The organism is Streptomyces caeruleatus, from assembly GCF_001514235.1.
In the GTDB taxonomy this organism is placed as follows: Bacteria; Actinomycetota; Actinomycetes; order Streptomycetales; family Streptomycetaceae; genus Streptomyces; species Streptomyces caeruleatus.
Map to the genome: position 1 here is coordinate 863743 of NZ_KQ948925.1, position 15329 is coordinate 879071.

Here is a 15329-nt window from a genome sequence, read left to right on the forward strand (position 1 = left end):
TTTCGCTCCTCAGCCCCTTCCCGCCCCGATGCCGGCGGAGCCGAGCCCCAGCGACCCGATCCCCGCGGTGCGCGCGGCGGCGGCGAGGCGTTCCTTCTGCGCGAGATGCGCGTAGTACAACTCGGCACCCGGGTGCCCCATCGGCAGATCGCTCACGGTGAGCACCTTGAGTCCGATGCTGAGCGAGGCCCGGATCGGGTTGAGATTCACATCGAACGCGGACTCGTTGATGGACAGCTCGGTGAGCCGCACAGGCATGACCCTCTTGCTCCCCCAGGTGAAGAGAGTGAGCGGCATCTCGATCGGAGAGATCTCGATGGCCCCCTTCTTCGACTGCCGGCTCGCTTCGCGCAGTTGCGTGGACGTCGGCTGCACGAGCATTTCGAGAACGGCGAGTTGAGGGTGGATTCCGTCGGGAGCGGCGATCTCGAACTGGTCGGTGGCGTCGATCTCGGCGGTGAACTTCCAGGTTTCCTGGGCGGGTCCCTTGAGGCGGAGGGCCTCGTTACGGTCACCGCTACCGGCCCCGCCGCCCCCGGAGTCCCCACCGCTCCCGGCAGTCTGCGGGGAGAGGCTGCGCTCCAGGGTGTCCGGGTTGAACTGGAGCACGATGATGCGCTGGGGGGTGCCGGTCTCGGGGTCGAGCAGGACTATTCCGGAGCGGATGGGTTTGGGGATGTTGGCGTAGCGGGTCATCACCCCTCCATGGCGGACAGGTGGCCCAGCGCAATGGACCACCAGTTTTCCGGCTCTTCGAAGACGACGGAATTGATGCTCATGAGGCGCAGAGAAAGCTCGGCCAGTGAGTCCTTCGCCTCGTCGGGATGGTCGCTTGCGCGGCGCCGGTGGCTGTCGATGAGGTAAATGAATTCTACAAACTCTGCCAGATTGCGATTAGCTACCTCGAATCGCGGTTTCCCGGCTAGCTGGACCAGGGTCACAAAGCCTTCGTCCGTGTCCAGCGAGAAACGCATCTTGGCATCTCCCGGCGGCCCGCCGATGATGACCTCCCGGTGAATCCCTCCAGAGCTCGTCGGAATGTCGATGGGCAAAAGGAACTCGGGGCCACCGGATACTTCGGTGGTGAAGAACGGGGGCGCATGTCGAGGCAGGCCGATTTCGGCGAGAAAGCGCGAATCATCTTGAAGCAGGCGGAGCTTCTGTGACTCTTCGGGTGAAAGTGTGACGATCACCTCGGCTGAGTAAAGCGTTTCGAGGTCCTTGCGTGTGATCATTTGTTCTCTCGCTCTTCTTCGCGTCGCATGTCGACGTGGATCTCGATTCTAGTACCCTTGGTCAGGCCCTTAATTTTCTGTTCGTTGAGATCGTCGTTCATTCCTGTGTTGGTGTCGCCGTCCAGGAGGAAGAAATTCTTGTAGCTGTCCAGGCCACCCAACTGTAGGTCGACGACGTGATCCACATGCATCTTTCCAAGTCGTGCTTCGACCTGCTTCTCGACGGTGCTTTCCACCCCCCTGGTTGCGCGAAGTTTGACCATTTTCCGGAAGTTGCTGGTCATAGCGCCAAGCCGTCGGGCGTTATGGTGCGCTTGGGCCCGGTCTTCCGGCGTGAGCTCTTGACCTGCCTTCGGATGGCTCTTCGGGTGCTTCTTGTCGCGCCACGCATGATAGGAAGGGCTTGCAGCCTTACGGAACGTCTCATCGCGTTCACTCGCACGCATGATCGCCAGGGACTTGCGAGTGAAGCCGATCAGGTCATATTTGTCCTTGCGGTGCAGTGTGGCCGAGGCAGTGAGTAGCTCGGGGTCCACTTGCTCACCGGGCTGACCGGAGCGCAGCTTCTCCTTCTGGGCGTTTGCGAATTCGTCACTGATGAGTTCTCGGAAGGCATTCCGGTATTCCTCGATCGGCGGTTCTTCTGTTTCGGGGGTGCTTGTCTCTGGTTCCGCCTCAAGTCCGTTCTGGACGTCGCGCTCCGCAGCCCTGATCCTTTGGAGCGGCTTGTCCGCGAGATCCTTTTTCGCCGCCTCATCCAGTTCCTCGACGAGCTTTTCCATCTTGGTGATGAAATCTGCCTCGCTTTCCGGACCTTTGAAAAAGAGCCAGTCGTCGAAATTCTCGATGCCCAACGCTTCTTTGAGGCGCTCCTCCCTGTTCGACCCCCGCTCCCCTTGCACGATGAGTTCGAGCTTCTTCCGGGTTGCTTCCGTTACGGTCCCCCTTGGGTTCAAGGTGGCCGTGAACCTTGCCGGGTCGGTGCTGTTCACTTCCAGGCTCGACAGCCGGTACCAGGCCTTCCAGGCCAGCATGGAAGCCTTCAGACGGAACTGCTTGGCGCCCTTTTGGGTCAGCCTGTCGATCTTCGGACGCAGGCGAGCGATGATCTTCTGTAGGCGAGCGTCCTTAGAGTCCTTGGAGTTTTCCTCTTCCTTGCGCTTGTCCTTTTCCTCCCTGGACTTGGGCCTGCCCGGACCGGTCTTCCCTGGCTTGGGCCCCGTCTTCCCCGGCCCTTTGCGCCCGCCCGGCTTCGAGCCCAGCTTGTCCTTCGGCTTCCCAGGCCTGTCCTTGTCCTTGGGCTTCCCCGGACCGTCCTTGTCCTTTGGCTTGCCCGGCTTGTCGCCGCCCTTGTCGTTCCTCGGCTTCGTGCCGTCGCCGTCCTTGTCCTTGGGCTTGCCGGGACCATCCTGGTCCTTGGGCTTGTCCGTGTTGCCGTTGTCGTCCTTCGGCTTGTCCGGCGTCTTGCCGTCCGTGTCCTTCGGCTTCGGCTTCGCGTCCGGGTCAGGCTTCGGCTTGGGTTCCGGCTTCGGCTCGGGTTTCGGGGCCGGGGTCGGTCGGGTGTCCGGCTTGTCGTCGTCCTTCTTGTCCGTGCCCGGCTTCGAAGGGGCGTCCTTCTTGCCGTCGTCCTTGCCCTTCGGGGGCGTGGGCTTCTTCGGGTCCGGTTTCGACGGGGGCCTCTTGCCGGGCGGCATGTTGGACGGGCTGGACTTGGACGGAGTGTCCTTCTCCTTGGGCTTCTCGCCGGGGCGGTCTCCCTTGCCGTCCTGCGTCGTCGGCTTCTCGTCCTTCGGCTTGTCGCCCTGGCCGGCCTTCCCGTCCTGGCCGGGCTTCTTGCCCTTGCCGTCGCCCTTGTCGTCCCCGCCCGAACCATCCTTCCCCTTGTCCCCGTTACCGCCCTTGTCCTTGCCGAGCTTCTGCGCCACGCCCTTCAAGCGGCGGCCGACCTTCGCGACGTACTTTCCGATGCCGCTCAACAACGCCTCGTACGCGAGTTCAAGGAGGGCCACGATCCCCGCCGCCACCGCCTTCGCGAAGAGCACCCCGGCGCCGCCCCTGCGTACCGACTTAAGCCACTCGATGACCGCGCCGATCGCGCGCAGGATCTCGCTGAGCGCGCCGATCGCCGTCTTGATCGCGTCGATGACGGCCATCACCCAGCCCGCGCCGGGGATCAGCTTCGCGATCACCTTCGTGATGACGATCTCGCCGATGATGAAGGGGAGCATGGGGACGATCGCGTCCCAGGTCTCCTTCACGATCTTCTCAAGGGTGAAGCCGCCCTTGATGAGCTTGTCGATGATCGCCTTCGGAATGCCGATGATCTCCTCGATCTTCGACTGGAACCATTCCTTCACGGCGGACTGGACCTCGCGGAACAGATGGTTCTTCGCGCCGTCCACCGCAGAGTTCTTCGCGCCGCTCAGCCAGCCGCCCGGGTCGGACATGAAGTCGACCGCGATCATCATGAACTCGCCCAGGGCGCCGAGGAGTTTGGACGCGTACTCCAAAACCGTCTTGATGGCGTCCACGACGGCCTTGACGACGTCCATGAGCATCTTCTTCAGGACGCTCAGGATGCTGCTCAGCGCCTTCGCGATGCGGTCGAGCAGGTCCGTGATGGCCTGCTTCAGGGCTGCCGCGAGCTTGGTGACGAAGGCGATCGCCGCGGCGACCAGGTCCGTGATGAGCTTCCAGACGCGCTTGGCCAGGTCGACGATCGCCTTGACCAGGTTCTTGGCGAACTCGATCAGGTCCTTGATGAGCTCCTTGACCGCTTCGACGATGGCCTTGCGGGCCGCGTTGATCCAGCCCTCGACTCGCTCCTTGAACTCCTTGATCTTGTCGACGATCGCCTTGCGAGCGGCCTTGATGGCCTTGACGATCTTGTCCTTGATCTCGATGACCTTCTTCTTGATCCAGTCGAAGGCCTTCGATACCCAGTTCCCCGACTCGTTCGCCGCGGTCTTGGTGTGGTTCTTGGCTTCTTCCTCGCCCTCCTTGCCCCTCGTCTGGATCTTCTCGTCGTTCTCCTTCTCCTCCCTCTTCGCCTTCTCGTCGGTCTTCTTCTCTTCGTCTTCGACGTCCGTCCGGGCCTTCTTATGGCGCTCCGACTTCTTCGTGCCGAGCTTCTTGAGCTCCTCGTCCTGGCCCTTGCGCCAAGTGCCGCGCTCCGACTTGACCTCGGACTTGGCCTTCGCGCGCTCGTCCGCCTGTTCGCGGGTGCTCTTCGCTACCTCGGTCCTGACCTGCCGCTTCTGCTTCTGCTCCGACTCGCGAAAACCCTTGTCCTTGGTCTTGCGTCCTTCTGACACCCCCTGTGCGCCCTTGCTGAACGCGCCCTGGAACTCGGCCTTCCGGTCGTGCTCGGCCACCTTCGACGCGGCCTCCGCGGGCACCGCGCCCGTCGATGCCTTGCCCGTACGCACCCCGCCCTGGCCGGCCTCGCCGCTCGGCACCTTGGCCTTCAACTGCTCCTTGGGCGCGTCGGGGTAGACCTGGTCTTCGCCCATCGAGCGGCTGGCGTCGTCCCGGCCGGTCTCGACCGCTTCCCGGCCCTTGCTGTCGACCGCCTCGCCCTGCTCGCCGGCCTTGTCGTCCGCGGCGCCCTTCATCTCCACGCCCGGCGCCTGGCCCGACTTGGCCTCCTTGAGGGCGTCGTCCCCGGTCGGCAGGCCGGCGAACTTGGCGGCCAGCTTCTGCTCGTCCACCACCGGTTTGTCGGCGCCGAAGAAGCTCGCGATCCCGTTCACGAGCTTTCCGCCGACGAAGCCCAGGCCCATCATGAAGGTGTCCCAGCCGCCGGGCTCCTCCATCTTCTCGGCCTCGATCTGGCCCTCGGGCTTCTTTGCGCCCGTGACCTCGGCCTTCTCGTCCTTGGGCGCGTCGGACTTCTTCGCCGCGTCCTCGTTGTACTTGGCGGGCGCGTCGGTCTGCGGCTTCCCCTGCAAGGTCTGCGGCGAACCCGCCGGACGCTCTACGCTCGGCGGGGCCGCGGCGAGCTTCTTGTGTTCGTCGCCGACCGTACGGTCCACCGAACCGCCCACGCCGCCCATCGCCTCAAGGGCCCTGTGGGGCTTGAGCTTTGACGCAGACGACAGGCCGGCCTCCGGGGACACCTGGGACAGGTTCGGGGCCGGGGGCGAGTCCTTGCTCTTGCCCTTGCCGGCAGCGGCTCCCTTGGCGCCGCCTCCGCCCCCGCCTCCACCGCCCGGCGCCTTGGGCACAGCGGCTGCCTTGGGCGACGCGGAGGCCGGTTCCTCCTTCGCGGCCGGCTCGTCCTTCCGCGCCTTCGTCTCCTGGGCCGTATTCTTCGGCGGGTCCTTCGGCGCGGGCTCCGACTCCTTCGGGACCGCCTGGGGCGCCGGCGCTTTCGTCTCCTTCTCGGCGCCCGAGTCCCGCGGCGCCTCGGACTCCGCCGAGCTGCTCGTGCCGCCCGGCTCGGCCGCGTTCGAGCCTCCTGTGACATGTGAATCCCGTGCGGGGGAAGGGGACTTGTCGTCCTGCTGCCTGCCGTCGGCCTGGCCCGCCGTGTCGCCGCTGTGGTCGGCCTGGCCCTTGGACGCGGGGTCCGACTCCGACTTCTGCTGCCCGTCGTTCTTCTGCTCGTCCCGCTTCGGCTCCCCGCCCTTGCCGGCCGTCTCCGGGGCGGCCGCCGTACCGCCCGCCGCCTGCTGGGAACTCTTCTCCGGGGCCGCCCCCGCCTTGTCGCCCGCGGCCGGGGAGCCCTTCTCCTGCTTGGCCGCGGGTTCCTTGGCCTCGCCGCCGCCCTCCGTCTTGCCCGGCGCCTCCTGCACTGTCCGCTGCATGGCGGCCGGACCGGCCTTCGGGTCGTCCCCGTCCTTGGGGTCCTTCGACGGGGAGCCCGGACCGGGACGCTGCTCGGCGGCGCCCTCCAGGCCCACCCGCCCGTCGGTCTCGGGGCTGCCCTCCGTCTCGGTCGACGGCGCGGGCTCAGCGGCTGCCTCTGCCTCCGCCTCATCCGGTTCGTCCTCGGCCTGTTCGTCCTCGGCGTCCTCCGCGTCCCGCTCCGCCTGCACCTGGTCGGCCTTCGTCGGCGGAGGAGCGGGGAACGTCGGGACCTGGGCCGTACTGGTCTCGCCGGGGCCGACCTTGTCCGCGGTCGGCACGGCGGACACGTCGAGGTCCTTCTCCGGCAGGAAGTCCTCCGGGGCCAGCTTGGTGTCCCAGGCGCTCTTCTCTGCGCCGCCGACGTCCACCTCGGACGCGCTGCCCGATCGGAACGGGTCCTCATCGGCCCGTTCCTCGTCGTCCAGGAGGTCCTGGTTGCGTACGCCGTCCAACCTGCTGGTCCTGCCGGGGAGTTGAGTGTCCCGGCCCACAGCGGGAGAGCCCTCCGGCTGCTTCGCCCCGGCCTTGTCCTCCTGCTTCGCCTGGCCCGCGGTGAGCGCATCGGCCGCGCCTGGACGGTTCTTGGCGGCCGACTCCTCCTCGCTCGCGGCCGCCGCGACCTGCTGCTCGGGCTGCTCCGCGCCCTGCTCGCCCCCCTTCTCCTCCCTGCCCCCCTCCTCCTTGCCGCTCTTGTCGGAGCCGCTCTGCGGGGAGTCCTTCGCGCCGGACTCCTGCTGCTGCTCGCCGCCCTTGGACGCACCGCCCGACGTCTCCTGACGGGATGCCTCGGTCGCCTGGGCCCCCTGCCCGCCGGTCTGCTCCTGCTTGCCGCCGCCCCGCTCCGGTGACCGTGCGCCGCCGCTCTCCGCCGGGTAGCCCGGCCGCTCGTCACGCTGGTCCTCCTCGCCACCGCGCGGCGCCTGCGCCCCCTGAGGGGTGCTCCCGCGCCGCGGCGTACCGCCGTTCTGCGGTGTGCTGCCCTGCGCACCCTCCTCTACGGCCCGGTCCTTCTCCGGTCCCGGCGCCGAGTCCGGCCGCTCCTCCTCGGCCCGCAACTCCGCGGCCGTCTGCTCCTCGGCGGTACGGTCGGCCCGCAGCTCGGCCGCCGTGTCCGCCTCGACGTACGGGGCGTCCTGAGCCGCCCACTCCGCGGAGCCGGCGCCCAATTCGCCCTGCGCCTCGATCTCGTCGACGAGGTCCAGCACCCGGTCGTGCTCCGAGCCGAGCAGCCGGCTCTCCAGGCGCACGAGGACGCCGTCGAGCAACTCCTCGGGCAGGCGGGCGAGTTGCTTGCGGGTGCGCTGGGAGAGGTCCTCGGGGTCGCCGCGCAGGGAGCGTACGAGGGAGTTCGCGAGGCGGTCGACGAGGGTCGCCGGGTCGAGGGCCTCGGCGCGGTTCCGGTCGGCGTCGACGGTGGCGTAGCGCAGCCAGCCGGGGGTGGCCTGGTCCTCGGCGACGTCGGCCGTGGACTCCTGCGGGCCGGTCCGCGAAGGACGGACGAGGTTCTGGGCGGCCGCTTCCGCCTCCCGCTCGATCGCCTGCTGCGGCACGCTCACCGCGCCCAGTTCCCGGCCCGCGCGCAACGTGCCGAGGCCGTGCGGGTTCTGGACGGTGTGCAGGAGCTCGTGGGCGAGGAGGCGGCGGCCTTCGTCCGTGCCCGGTTTGAAGGTGCCCTCGCGGAAGAAGATGTCCTGGCCGACGGCGACCGCGTCGGCGCCGAGGAGTTCCGTCAGCTGTCCGGCGTCCCGGTCGGTGTGCAGGCGTACGCGGCTGAGGTCGTGGCCGAGTCTTTCCTCCAACTCCCGCCGCACGCCCGGGTCGAGAGGCTGTCCGGCACCGCTGACGATGTCCTTGGGCTCGGGGGTGCGGGAGTTGGCGGCACGCTCCTTGCGCCTGCGCCGGCGCTGTTCGGCGGCCTGCTCGGAACGGGCGTCCTGGGCCTGGGAGCTCATCGCGTCACCTCCCCGTGGCCGCTGAGCCCTTCGTGTACCGCGCGGGCCAGTTCCTGGCCGAGGCGGCGGGCGGACAGGCCGGCGGGCAGGGGCGGGAGGCCGGTCAGGGCGTCGGCGGCGAGCGCGCCGTCCGAGGCGAGCGGGACGCCGTGGGTCCGGATCAGGCGGGTCAGCTCACGTTCGAAGGCGTCCGTCACCCGTTCCGGGTCCACGGCGAAGCCGTTCAGGGCGAGTTCGCCGATCTCCACCCTGATCTCCCGCGGCTCGCCGTGCGGCGACGCGTTCACACCCATCCCCGCACCTCCCCCGGCGTCAGGGAGCGCTCCAGCTTCTGGTACTCGGTGCGCGCCGCGGCGAGCATGTGCCGCATCTGGAGCCGGTCGCCCTCCTCGGCCGCGAGGAAGGCCCCGGACAGCGCGATGTTGCGGATCGAGCCGCCGGCGACGGTGAGCTGGGCGAGCAGGCCCGGGTCGATGTCCTTGACGGGGGCCCGCGACGGCAGCACCCGGCGCCAGATCTCGGCGCGCTCGTGCTCGGCCGGGAAGGGGAAGTCGACGACGAAGCGGATGCGGCGCAGGAAGGCGGTGTCGAGGGCCTTCTTCATGTTGGTGGTGAGGATGGCGAGGCCGCGGTAGGCCTCCATCCGCATCAGCAGGTAGCTGACCTCCAGGTTGGCGTACCGGTCGTGGCTGTCCTTGACCTCGCTGCGCTTGCCGAACAGCGCGTCGGCCTCGTCGAACAGCAGCAGCGCGCCGCCGCGTTCGGCGGCGTCGAAGACGCGGCGCAGGTTCTTCTCGGTCTCGCCGATGTACTTGCTGACGACCTGGGAGAGATCGACGATGAACAGGTCGAGGCCGAGTTCCTTCGCCATGACCTCGGCGGCCAGCGTCTTTCCGGTGCCGGAGCCGCCCGCGAACAGGGCCGTGACACCGAGGCCGCGCCGCAACGTCCCGGCGAATCCCCATTGCTGATGGACCGTCGGCCGCTGGCGCACATGGGCGACGATCTCGCGCAGCACGCCGGTCTGCCGGTCGTGCAGGACCAGGTCGCCCCAGCCCGCCTCGGGTTCGATCCGGCGGCCGAGCTCGTCCATGCCGATCCGGGCCTCCTCCAGGCCCGCCCGCCAGGCGAGTTCGGCGGCGTCGAGGGTGTCCTCGTAGGGGAGCCGGCGGCGTACGGTCGCGGCGGCGGTCCGGATGACGTGTGGGGGCATCTGGAACTGGGCGACCAGGGAACGCAGTTCGACGTCGTCGAGGTCGGCGATCGGCTGCATCGCCCGGCCCCACAGCTCGACCTGCTCCTCCTCGTCGAGCCGCGGTACCGCCACCCGCGCCCCGTGCGGCCGGTCCGAGCGCAGCGGGTCCTCGCTGGACACGACGAACGGTACGGCCGCCCCGGCCAGGAACGACTCGGTCGCCGCCCGCTGGTCCCGGTCCAGGTCGCCTACCTCGACGAGCAGCGCGGCGGGCAGCAGGATCGCCTCGCGCTGCCAGAGCCGGGCGAGCCGGTCGCGTTCGGCGGGGTCGGCCGGGATGTCCTCGGCGCCGAGCGCGTACAGCCCGAGCCCGGAGCGGGCGGCCGCCGCGGCGGCGATGTCGGCACGGCTGCGCAGATCGCCGCCGGTCACCTCGACGAGCAGCGGCGCGTCGGGGCTCGCCCCCGTCGTCCAGCCCTCGGCGACGCGGCTCGCGGCCAGGTCGTACGACGGTGGCAGCTGCTCCGGCACCGACGTGCGGCGCAGGCGGCCGTGCAGGCGGGCGTCGAGATAGGGCGAGCCCAGCAGGAAGTGCAGGATCCGCTCGTCGAGGCGCAGGCGTGAGGTCGTCAGCCGGGACTCGTCGTCGAGCTCGACGATCCGCCAGCGCCGCAGTGGCGCGACAGGAGTGAGGGCGCTCCAGTGGGGTTCGGCGAGGGCGGCCAGGGCGAGCGAGAAGGTCGGGTACGCCCGCTGGGGGTCCCCGCAGGCCGCGGCGCAGCGGGCGGCGGTCGTGGGGTCGAGTTCGTCGGCGGCGGCGAGCAGGATCAGGTCGCGTTCGAAGGGGGTGAGGCCGAAGCAGGTGACGAGGGCGTCGAGGGGGGCGGTGCCCGGGGCGGCCAGGGGTGCCGGACTCGCGGAACCCGCGGCGGTCGGGGCGTCGGCGTCCGGGCCGGATGCCGCACCGGAGCCGGTGGCGTGGGCGTCGACGCGCGCCAGGACGCGCCGGATCTCCGCGGTCAGCGTTGTCCCGGCACTGTGTCCGTCGGCCGTGCCCGACGGACCCGGCGTCCCCGAAGTCCCGGCCGTGCCCGGCTCGTTCGTCCCCATGTCCTCACCTGCCCCCGTCGTGTCCGTCCCGTGGCACTGCTCGGTTCACTGCTCGGTCCTGTCGTCGGCGTCGTCCGCCTTCCGCGGGCCGGAGCGAGTCGAACGGGGGGTGCGGGCGGGCGCCTTACGGGTGCGGGCCGGGGCCTTCGCGACGGTCTTCGCGGCCTTCTTGGCGGCGGCCGGGGCCTGCTGCTCGACGAGGGCCTGGCCTCCCGGCCGGGCGGGAGCCGCCGCCTCGCCGTCCGCGGCCTCGCTCGCGGGACCTGTCGCCGACGGCTCCTCGGCCCTCGCCCCGGCCCCCGGGGGGACCGGCGCCCCGGGCGCCCCGAACGGCAGGACCCGGACGTCCGGCCGCTCCACGGGCTTCGCCGGGACGGGCTTCTCGCGTCCGTCGATGAGGACGAGGGTCGCCTGGTAGACCACCGACAGCGAGTACGGCGTCTGGTAGAGCATCCCCCACAGCTTCGACGTCTCGTCGATGTCCATGACCGTGGGGGTGAACCGCACCCGCTGGGCCGCTTCGGCGAGATCGCTGTCCGCGAGGTGCGGGAGGTGACCGGTCTCCTCGATGACGTCCTGCGGCAGGATCGGGATCTCGTGCAGGGTGCGCACCACGGAGCCGATGAGCCGCTGGCCGACCAGGGTCGTCTCGTCGCCGTACGCGGTGATGAGGTAGTGCAGGTCCAGCGCGGCGGCCGGCCGCTTCACCAGCCTGCCGTCAAAGGCCCGGGTCGGCAGGTCGTTGTTGCGCATCGAGGTGTTGGGCGTGACCTGGTAGAGGAACACGTTGAGGGTGGGATGGTCCGGCGGCTCCGTCGGCGGCTTGTGCGGCTCCACCTTCACGGCCTCGTCGAACTCCGGGCCCACGTTGGACGCGAGCAGCAGGGCGAGGGCCTGGGTGACATGGGCGATGGCGAGTGCGTTGCTCATGGCGTCGGTTCCTCGGTTCCTCGGTCTGTCATGTCACTCCCGCCCTCGCGCCAGATAGTCGGCCAGGCTCAGGGTCGCGCCCGGTCGCTCCGTCGCCGGCGTGCGCTTGCGGGGGCCGCCGGACGGCGACGGTCCCGCCGTCACCTCCAGCCGCCCGATCTGCACCTGCACCACCTGCTCGGGCGTCCGCGACGGGCGCCGCGCGCCGGCCTGTCGTACCGCGTCCCGGGCTGCCGCCGTGTCCGCGGCGCTGGGGCGCAGCGCCGCGGACACGGCAGCGGGAGCGGCGTCCGTCCCCGGGGGGATGGGAACGGCCGCCGCGGTCTGGGCAGCGCCCCGCTCGGGACGTCCGCGGCCCGACGCCCGCTGTACGGCGTCGGGCGTCGGCCGGGGCTCGGCGGCGAGCGGCGCGACGGGGCGCAGCAGGGGTGTCTCGGGCAGGGGCCGCGGTGCCGGGTCGGCCGGGGCGCGTTCGGTGCGTACGACCGTGCGTTCCCGTTCCGTGTGCGACCGGGCCGGGGGCGTCGCGGGGCGCGTCGCCTCCCCCTGCCGTACGGCGGACGGTGTGGTGGCGGGCCACAGCAGGTCGGTGCCGTCGTCCGGGTCCGGTGCCGTGCTCCGTACCGCCTCGACCCGCTCGAACGGGCCGGGCAGCCGGGGTCGTACCCGGACCACGCCCGGGCGGTTTCCGGCGGCGGCCGGGGTGTGCCGGGCGATCAGCCGGTCGAGGAAGTCGGGCACCGGCGCCCCGTCGGCGTCAGACATCCGCACACAGCTCCAGGTAGTAGCGGCGCCGCAGCGGGCTGAGCGCCAGGATCTCCGGCTCGCTCCAGCCGTACGACGTGGCGAGCAGATGGACGTCGAGCAGCAGGTCCCTTGCCCAGGCGTCCAGTTCGGTCCACAGGTAGGACGCGATGTCCAGCTCGGCCCGGGTGGCCTCGCCGCACTCGGGGCAGGCGATGTTGAGCGTGACGTCGGCCCCCGGGTCGGCGGCCTCGACCGCCTCGGCGATCCGGCGCTGGACCGGGACCGGCAGGTCGCCGGCGACCGCCGCCGTACCGTCGCGCACCGCCGAGACGAGGCACCGGGCGAGCAGGGCCGCACGCGGGTCCGCCGCCCGGGCCGCCGCCGTCAGGTCGGCGACACCGGGCAGCCTGAACTCCACGTCCCAGCCGTCCTGCCGGACCCGCACGACGGAGTCACCGGGCCCGCCCGGACCGCCGAGCGAGCGTGCGAACTCCCCGGCGTCCAGGTCGAACTCCATGTCCGCCCCGCACGCCGAGCACGCCAGCCGCACCTGCATCCGCTCCCCGAACAGGGCGCGGCGCAGCGCGAACAGGTCGGCCTCGCGCTCCCCCACCGGCAGCACCGGAAGGGTCGCGGCGTCGACGTCCGGGCGCGCCGTGCGGTGCAGCAGCAGGGCGCGCCCCGTCGATGCCTCGGCGAGCCCCGCCTCCCAGGTGGCCAGCAGCTCGGCCGCCCCGGTGATCGCCATCTCGTCCCCCCCTCGACTACCCGTCGCTCAGGCCGGGTTGAGGAAGGAGGGCTCCTCCGGCTCGGGCACCTCGTAGTCCCGCTCCCAGCCCTCGCACTCCAGCTTCAGCGACTGGATGGCCACCGCGTTGGCGTTGGCGTCGAGCTCGCCGAGTACCTGGTACTCGCTGGGCCAGGTCCGGTACAGCTTGTGCGAGACGGCGACCTGGCCGGCTTCGTTGAGGACCTGGATCACTATGTCCTTGCGGAAGTCCGCGAGGGACACCTCGGAGCCGAGGCCCGCGCCGACCTGCCAGACCTTGTTGGCCCAGCGGTCGAACTCGGGGTCGTGGGTGACGCCGCGCTCCAGGGTGATGCCCTCGAACTCGGAGCGGCCCGGCGACTTGCGGGGCGACGAGGGGTCGCCGCCGTGGCGGTGCTTGACGACCTCCGTCGTCCGCTTCAGCGGACTGATCTTGCTGATGCCGGCGACCGTGCGACCGTCCCACAGGACCAGGAACTTGAAGTTCTTGTAGGGGTCGAAGCGATGCGCGTTGACCGTGAACTCAGCCATCGGATTCCTTCAGTTCTCCACGATTCCCGGCGCCTAGAGCGCGAACTGCCCGGACGTCTGCTGGATTTTGACGATCACGAACTCCGCCGGCCGGACCGGTGCGATGCCGACGAGGACGTTGACGATGCCGTTCTCGATGTCCTCGGTGGTCGTCGTGTCGCTGTCGCACTTGACGAAGTACGCCTCGCGCGGGGTGCCGCCCTTGAAGGCGCCCTGGCGGAAGAGCGTGTGCAGGTACGAGGAGGCGGCGAGCCGGATCTGCTGCCACAGGTTCTCGTCGTTGGGCTCGAACACCACCCACTGCAGGCCGCGCTGGAGGCTCTCCTCCACATGGAGGGCGAGCCGGCGCACCGGCACGTACTTCCACTCGCTGTCCAGCGCGTCGGAGCCCTCCAGCGTGCGCGCGCCCCAGACGACGGGGCCGGTGAGCGGGAACGTCCGCAGGACGTTGACGCCGAGCGGGTTGAGCAGGCCGGTCTCACGGTCGGTGAGGTTGACGGTGAGCGAGTGCACGCCCGCGAGCCGCGCCTCGGTGCCGGCGGGGGCCTTCCACACGCCGCGCTCGGAGTCGGTGCGGGCGATGACGCCGGCGACCGCGCCGGACGGCGGGAAGGAGCGCAGCCGGCCCGTGAGCGGGTCGGTGAGCTGGAGGTGCGGGAAGTACAGGCCCGCGTGGTTGCCGCGTACGGCGTCGAAGGCGGCGAGCCCGGCGCGTGCGGTGTCGACGCTGACCCAGGTGCTCGGGGCGTCGACCAGCAGGAAGATCCGGCGCTCGGCGCACAGCCGCTGGGCGGCCGAGATGACGGTGAGGGCGTCCTCGGTCTTCTCGTACGCGGCGAGCTCGGGCAGCGCCAGCAGGTTGACGTCGGCGACGCCGCGCAGCGCCTGGATGCCGGTCTTGTCGCCCTCTGAGCCGATGAGGTCGCGCGGTCCGGGCGCCGCGCCGTCCTCGCCGCCCTCCAGCGGGAAGACCGGCGGGTTGACGGAGGCCTCCAGGCCGAGGTCGTTGGCGCACTCGCCGAGGAAGCGGACGACGTCCTCGGGGTCGGTGGAGCCGGCGACGACCTGGATGCGGCGGCCGAAGGCGGTGACCTCGGCGCCGGCGAACGCGTGCTTGCCGGGCGCGTCGGGCAGGGCGCGCAGCTTGCGCTCCAGCAGCAGCGCCAACTCGGCGACGCTGCAAGGGGCTTCGCCGTCGCAGTCGGGGTCGTAGAGGGTGAACTCGCGCTCCACCTCGCCGATCTTGACCGTCAGGTCGACGGCCAGGTTCGGGAGTGCGTCGCCGAAGGGCTTGGAGACGGTGCCGGACGGGTCGGGGCGGCCCTCGCCGACGACCTCGACGCGGATCAGCTTCGAGGCGGCGTTGATCACGGTCTGCGCGTAGCGGCCGTTGGCGGCGTCCATGGACAGGCCCGTGAAGCTCTCGCGGGCGTCGCCCTTGGCGTCGTAGACGCGGAGGTTGAAGGTCTCGTCGGGGCACGGGGTGTCGTGGTCGACGGCGACGCGCAGGCCGTTGCCCCAGAGGCCGGGTTCCTTGGCGTGCACTTCGAGGGCCGGGCCCTCGCTGTGGCCCTCGGTGGACTTGAGGGTGACGCAGGCGGCCTTGCCGCTGCCGGCCTTGGCGACGCGGACGATCACCGCGACGGTGCCGCCGTTGCCGAAGAACTGGTGGACCGCGTAGCCGACGGCGCTCTGGGCGCTCAGGCCCCCGAAGCGGCGCTCGAACTCCGTGAAGCTGGTGACGCGTACCGGCTCGTTCAGCGGACCACGCCGGGTGTGCCCCACGAAGGCGGTCACGGACGTGGTCAGGGTCGAGATCGTGCGGGTGCTGCTGGGGAGTTCCTCGACGTAGACGCCGGGATACGTCGGCTTTGCGGCGCTGACCGCGCTCATCGGCATTCCCCCTCCTTATCCCTGTTCCGGGTACCGGACAAAGGCACCAAGAGATGGCAGAGGGAGGCATTCCCGACCCGGGGCACGAAAACGCCACTCACACGGGCGACGTCATC

At 70.3% G+C, this 15329-nt stretch carries 10 protein-coding genes; all 10 read right to left on the reverse strand.

What is annotated here, in order from left to right:
- Window positions 1–9: 9 nt before the first annotated feature.
- Genes AQJ67_RS08620 through AQJ67_RS08665 form a run of 10 tightly spaced genes read right to left on the reverse strand, consistent with a single transcriptional unit; the run spans window position 10 to window position 15219 of the window.
- Window positions 10–696, reverse strand: coding sequence for a hypothetical protein (locus AQJ67_RS08620; protein ID WP_062717441.1), 687 nt, complete (start codon window positions 694–696; stop codon window positions 10–12).
- Window positions 696–1235 (reverse strand): SUKH-4 family immunity protein, encoded by a 540-nt coding sequence (locus AQJ67_RS08625; RefSeq protein ID WP_062717442.1) that lies wholly within the window; start codon window positions 1233–1235, stop codon window positions 696–698. The genes AQJ67_RS08620 and AQJ67_RS08625 overlap by 1 nt, the downstream gene beginning before the upstream one ends.
- Window positions 1232–8038, reverse strand: coding sequence for an eCIS core domain-containing protein (locus AQJ67_RS08630; protein WP_062717443.1), 6807 nt, complete (start codon window positions 8036–8038; stop codon window positions 1232–1234). Before AQJ67_RS08630 ends, AQJ67_RS08625 begins: the two co-directional genes overlap by 4 nt.
- A complete protein-coding gene (locus AQJ67_RS08635; protein ID WP_062717444.1) occupies window positions 8035–8331 on the reverse strand; it encodes a hypothetical protein in 297 nt (98 codons plus the stop codon). The genes AQJ67_RS08630 and AQJ67_RS08635 overlap by 4 nt, the downstream gene beginning before the upstream one ends.
- Window positions 8322–10343 carry an ATP-binding protein gene (locus AQJ67_RS08640; RefSeq protein WP_062717445.1) on the reverse strand — a complete coding sequence of 674 codons (2022 nt, stop codon included), beginning with the start codon at window positions 10341–10343 and terminating at the stop codon, window positions 8322–8324. The genes AQJ67_RS08635 and AQJ67_RS08640 overlap by 10 nt, the downstream gene beginning before the upstream one ends.
- Before the next feature lie 45 nt (window positions 10344–10388).
- Window positions 10389–11273 (reverse strand): Pvc16 family protein, encoded by an 885-nt coding sequence (locus AQJ67_RS08645; protein WP_062717446.1) that lies wholly within the window; start codon window positions 11271–11273, stop codon window positions 10389–10391.
- A gap of 33 nt (window positions 11274–11306) precedes the next feature.
- Window positions 11307–12038, reverse strand: a complete 732-nt coding sequence (locus tag AQJ67_RS08650; protein WP_062717447.1) for a hypothetical protein — start codon at window positions 12036–12038, stop codon at window positions 11307–11309.
- A complete protein-coding gene (locus tag AQJ67_RS08655) occupies window positions 12031–12768 on the reverse strand; it encodes a T4 family baseplate hub assembly chaperone (protein ID WP_062717448.1) in 738 nt (245 codons plus the stop codon). The genes AQJ67_RS08650 and AQJ67_RS08655 overlap by 8 nt, the downstream gene beginning before the upstream one ends.
- A 27-nt stretch (window positions 12769–12795) precedes the next feature.
- The gene (locus tag AQJ67_RS08660) at window positions 12796–13320 is read right to left on the reverse strand and encodes a phage tail protein (protein WP_004003113.1); all 525 of its coding nucleotides are present in this window, start codon (window positions 13318–13320) and stop codon (window positions 12796–12798) included.
- 33 nt (window positions 13321–13353) lie between these two features.
- On the reverse strand, window positions 13354–15219 hold the full coding sequence (locus AQJ67_RS08665; protein ID WP_062717449.1) for a phage tail sheath subtilisin-like domain-containing protein: 1866 nt from the start codon (window positions 15217–15219) through the stop codon (window positions 13354–13356).
- Window positions 15220–15329 lie beyond the last annotated feature (110 nt).

Excerpts from the sequence above, each read along its gene's own strand:
- AQJ67_RS08620 (WP_062717441.1), bottom strand. The coding sequence starts at position 696 with ATGACCCGCTACGCCAACATCCCCAAACCCATCCGCTCCGGAATAGTC.
- AQJ67_RS08625 (WP_062717442.1), bottom strand. The coding sequence starts at position 1,235 with ATGATCACACGCAAGGACCTCGAAACGCTTTACTCAGCCGAGGTGATC.
- AQJ67_RS08630 (WP_062717443.1), bottom strand. The coding sequence starts at position 8,038 with ATGAGCTCCCAGGCCCAGGACGCCCGTTCCGAGCAGGCCGCCGAACAG.
- AQJ67_RS08635 (WP_062717444.1), bottom strand. The coding sequence starts at position 8,331 with ATGGGTGTGAACGCGTCGCCGCACGGCGAGCCGCGGGAGATCAGGGTG.
- AQJ67_RS08640 (WP_062717445.1), bottom strand. The coding sequence starts at position 10,343 with ATGGGGACGAACGAGCCGGGCACGGCCGGGACTTCGGGGACGCCGGGT.
- AQJ67_RS08645 (WP_062717446.1), bottom strand. The coding sequence starts at position 11,273 with ATGAGCAACGCACTCGCCATCGCCCATGTCACCCAGGCCCTCGCCCTG.
- AQJ67_RS08650 (WP_062717447.1), bottom strand. The coding sequence starts at position 12,038 with ATGTCTGACGCCGACGGGGCGCCGGTGCCCGACTTCCTCGACCGGCTG.
- AQJ67_RS08655 (WP_062717448.1), bottom strand. The coding sequence starts at position 12,768 with ATGGCGATCACCGGGGCGGCCGAGCTGCTGGCCACCTGGGAGGCGGGG.
- AQJ67_RS08660 (WP_004003113.1), bottom strand. The coding sequence starts at position 13,320 with ATGGCTGAGTTCACGGTCAACGCGCATCGCTTCGACCCCTACAAGAAC.
- AQJ67_RS08665 (WP_062717449.1), bottom strand. The coding sequence starts at position 15,219 with ATGCCGATGAGCGCGGTCAGCGCCGCAAAGCCGACGTATCCCGGCGTC.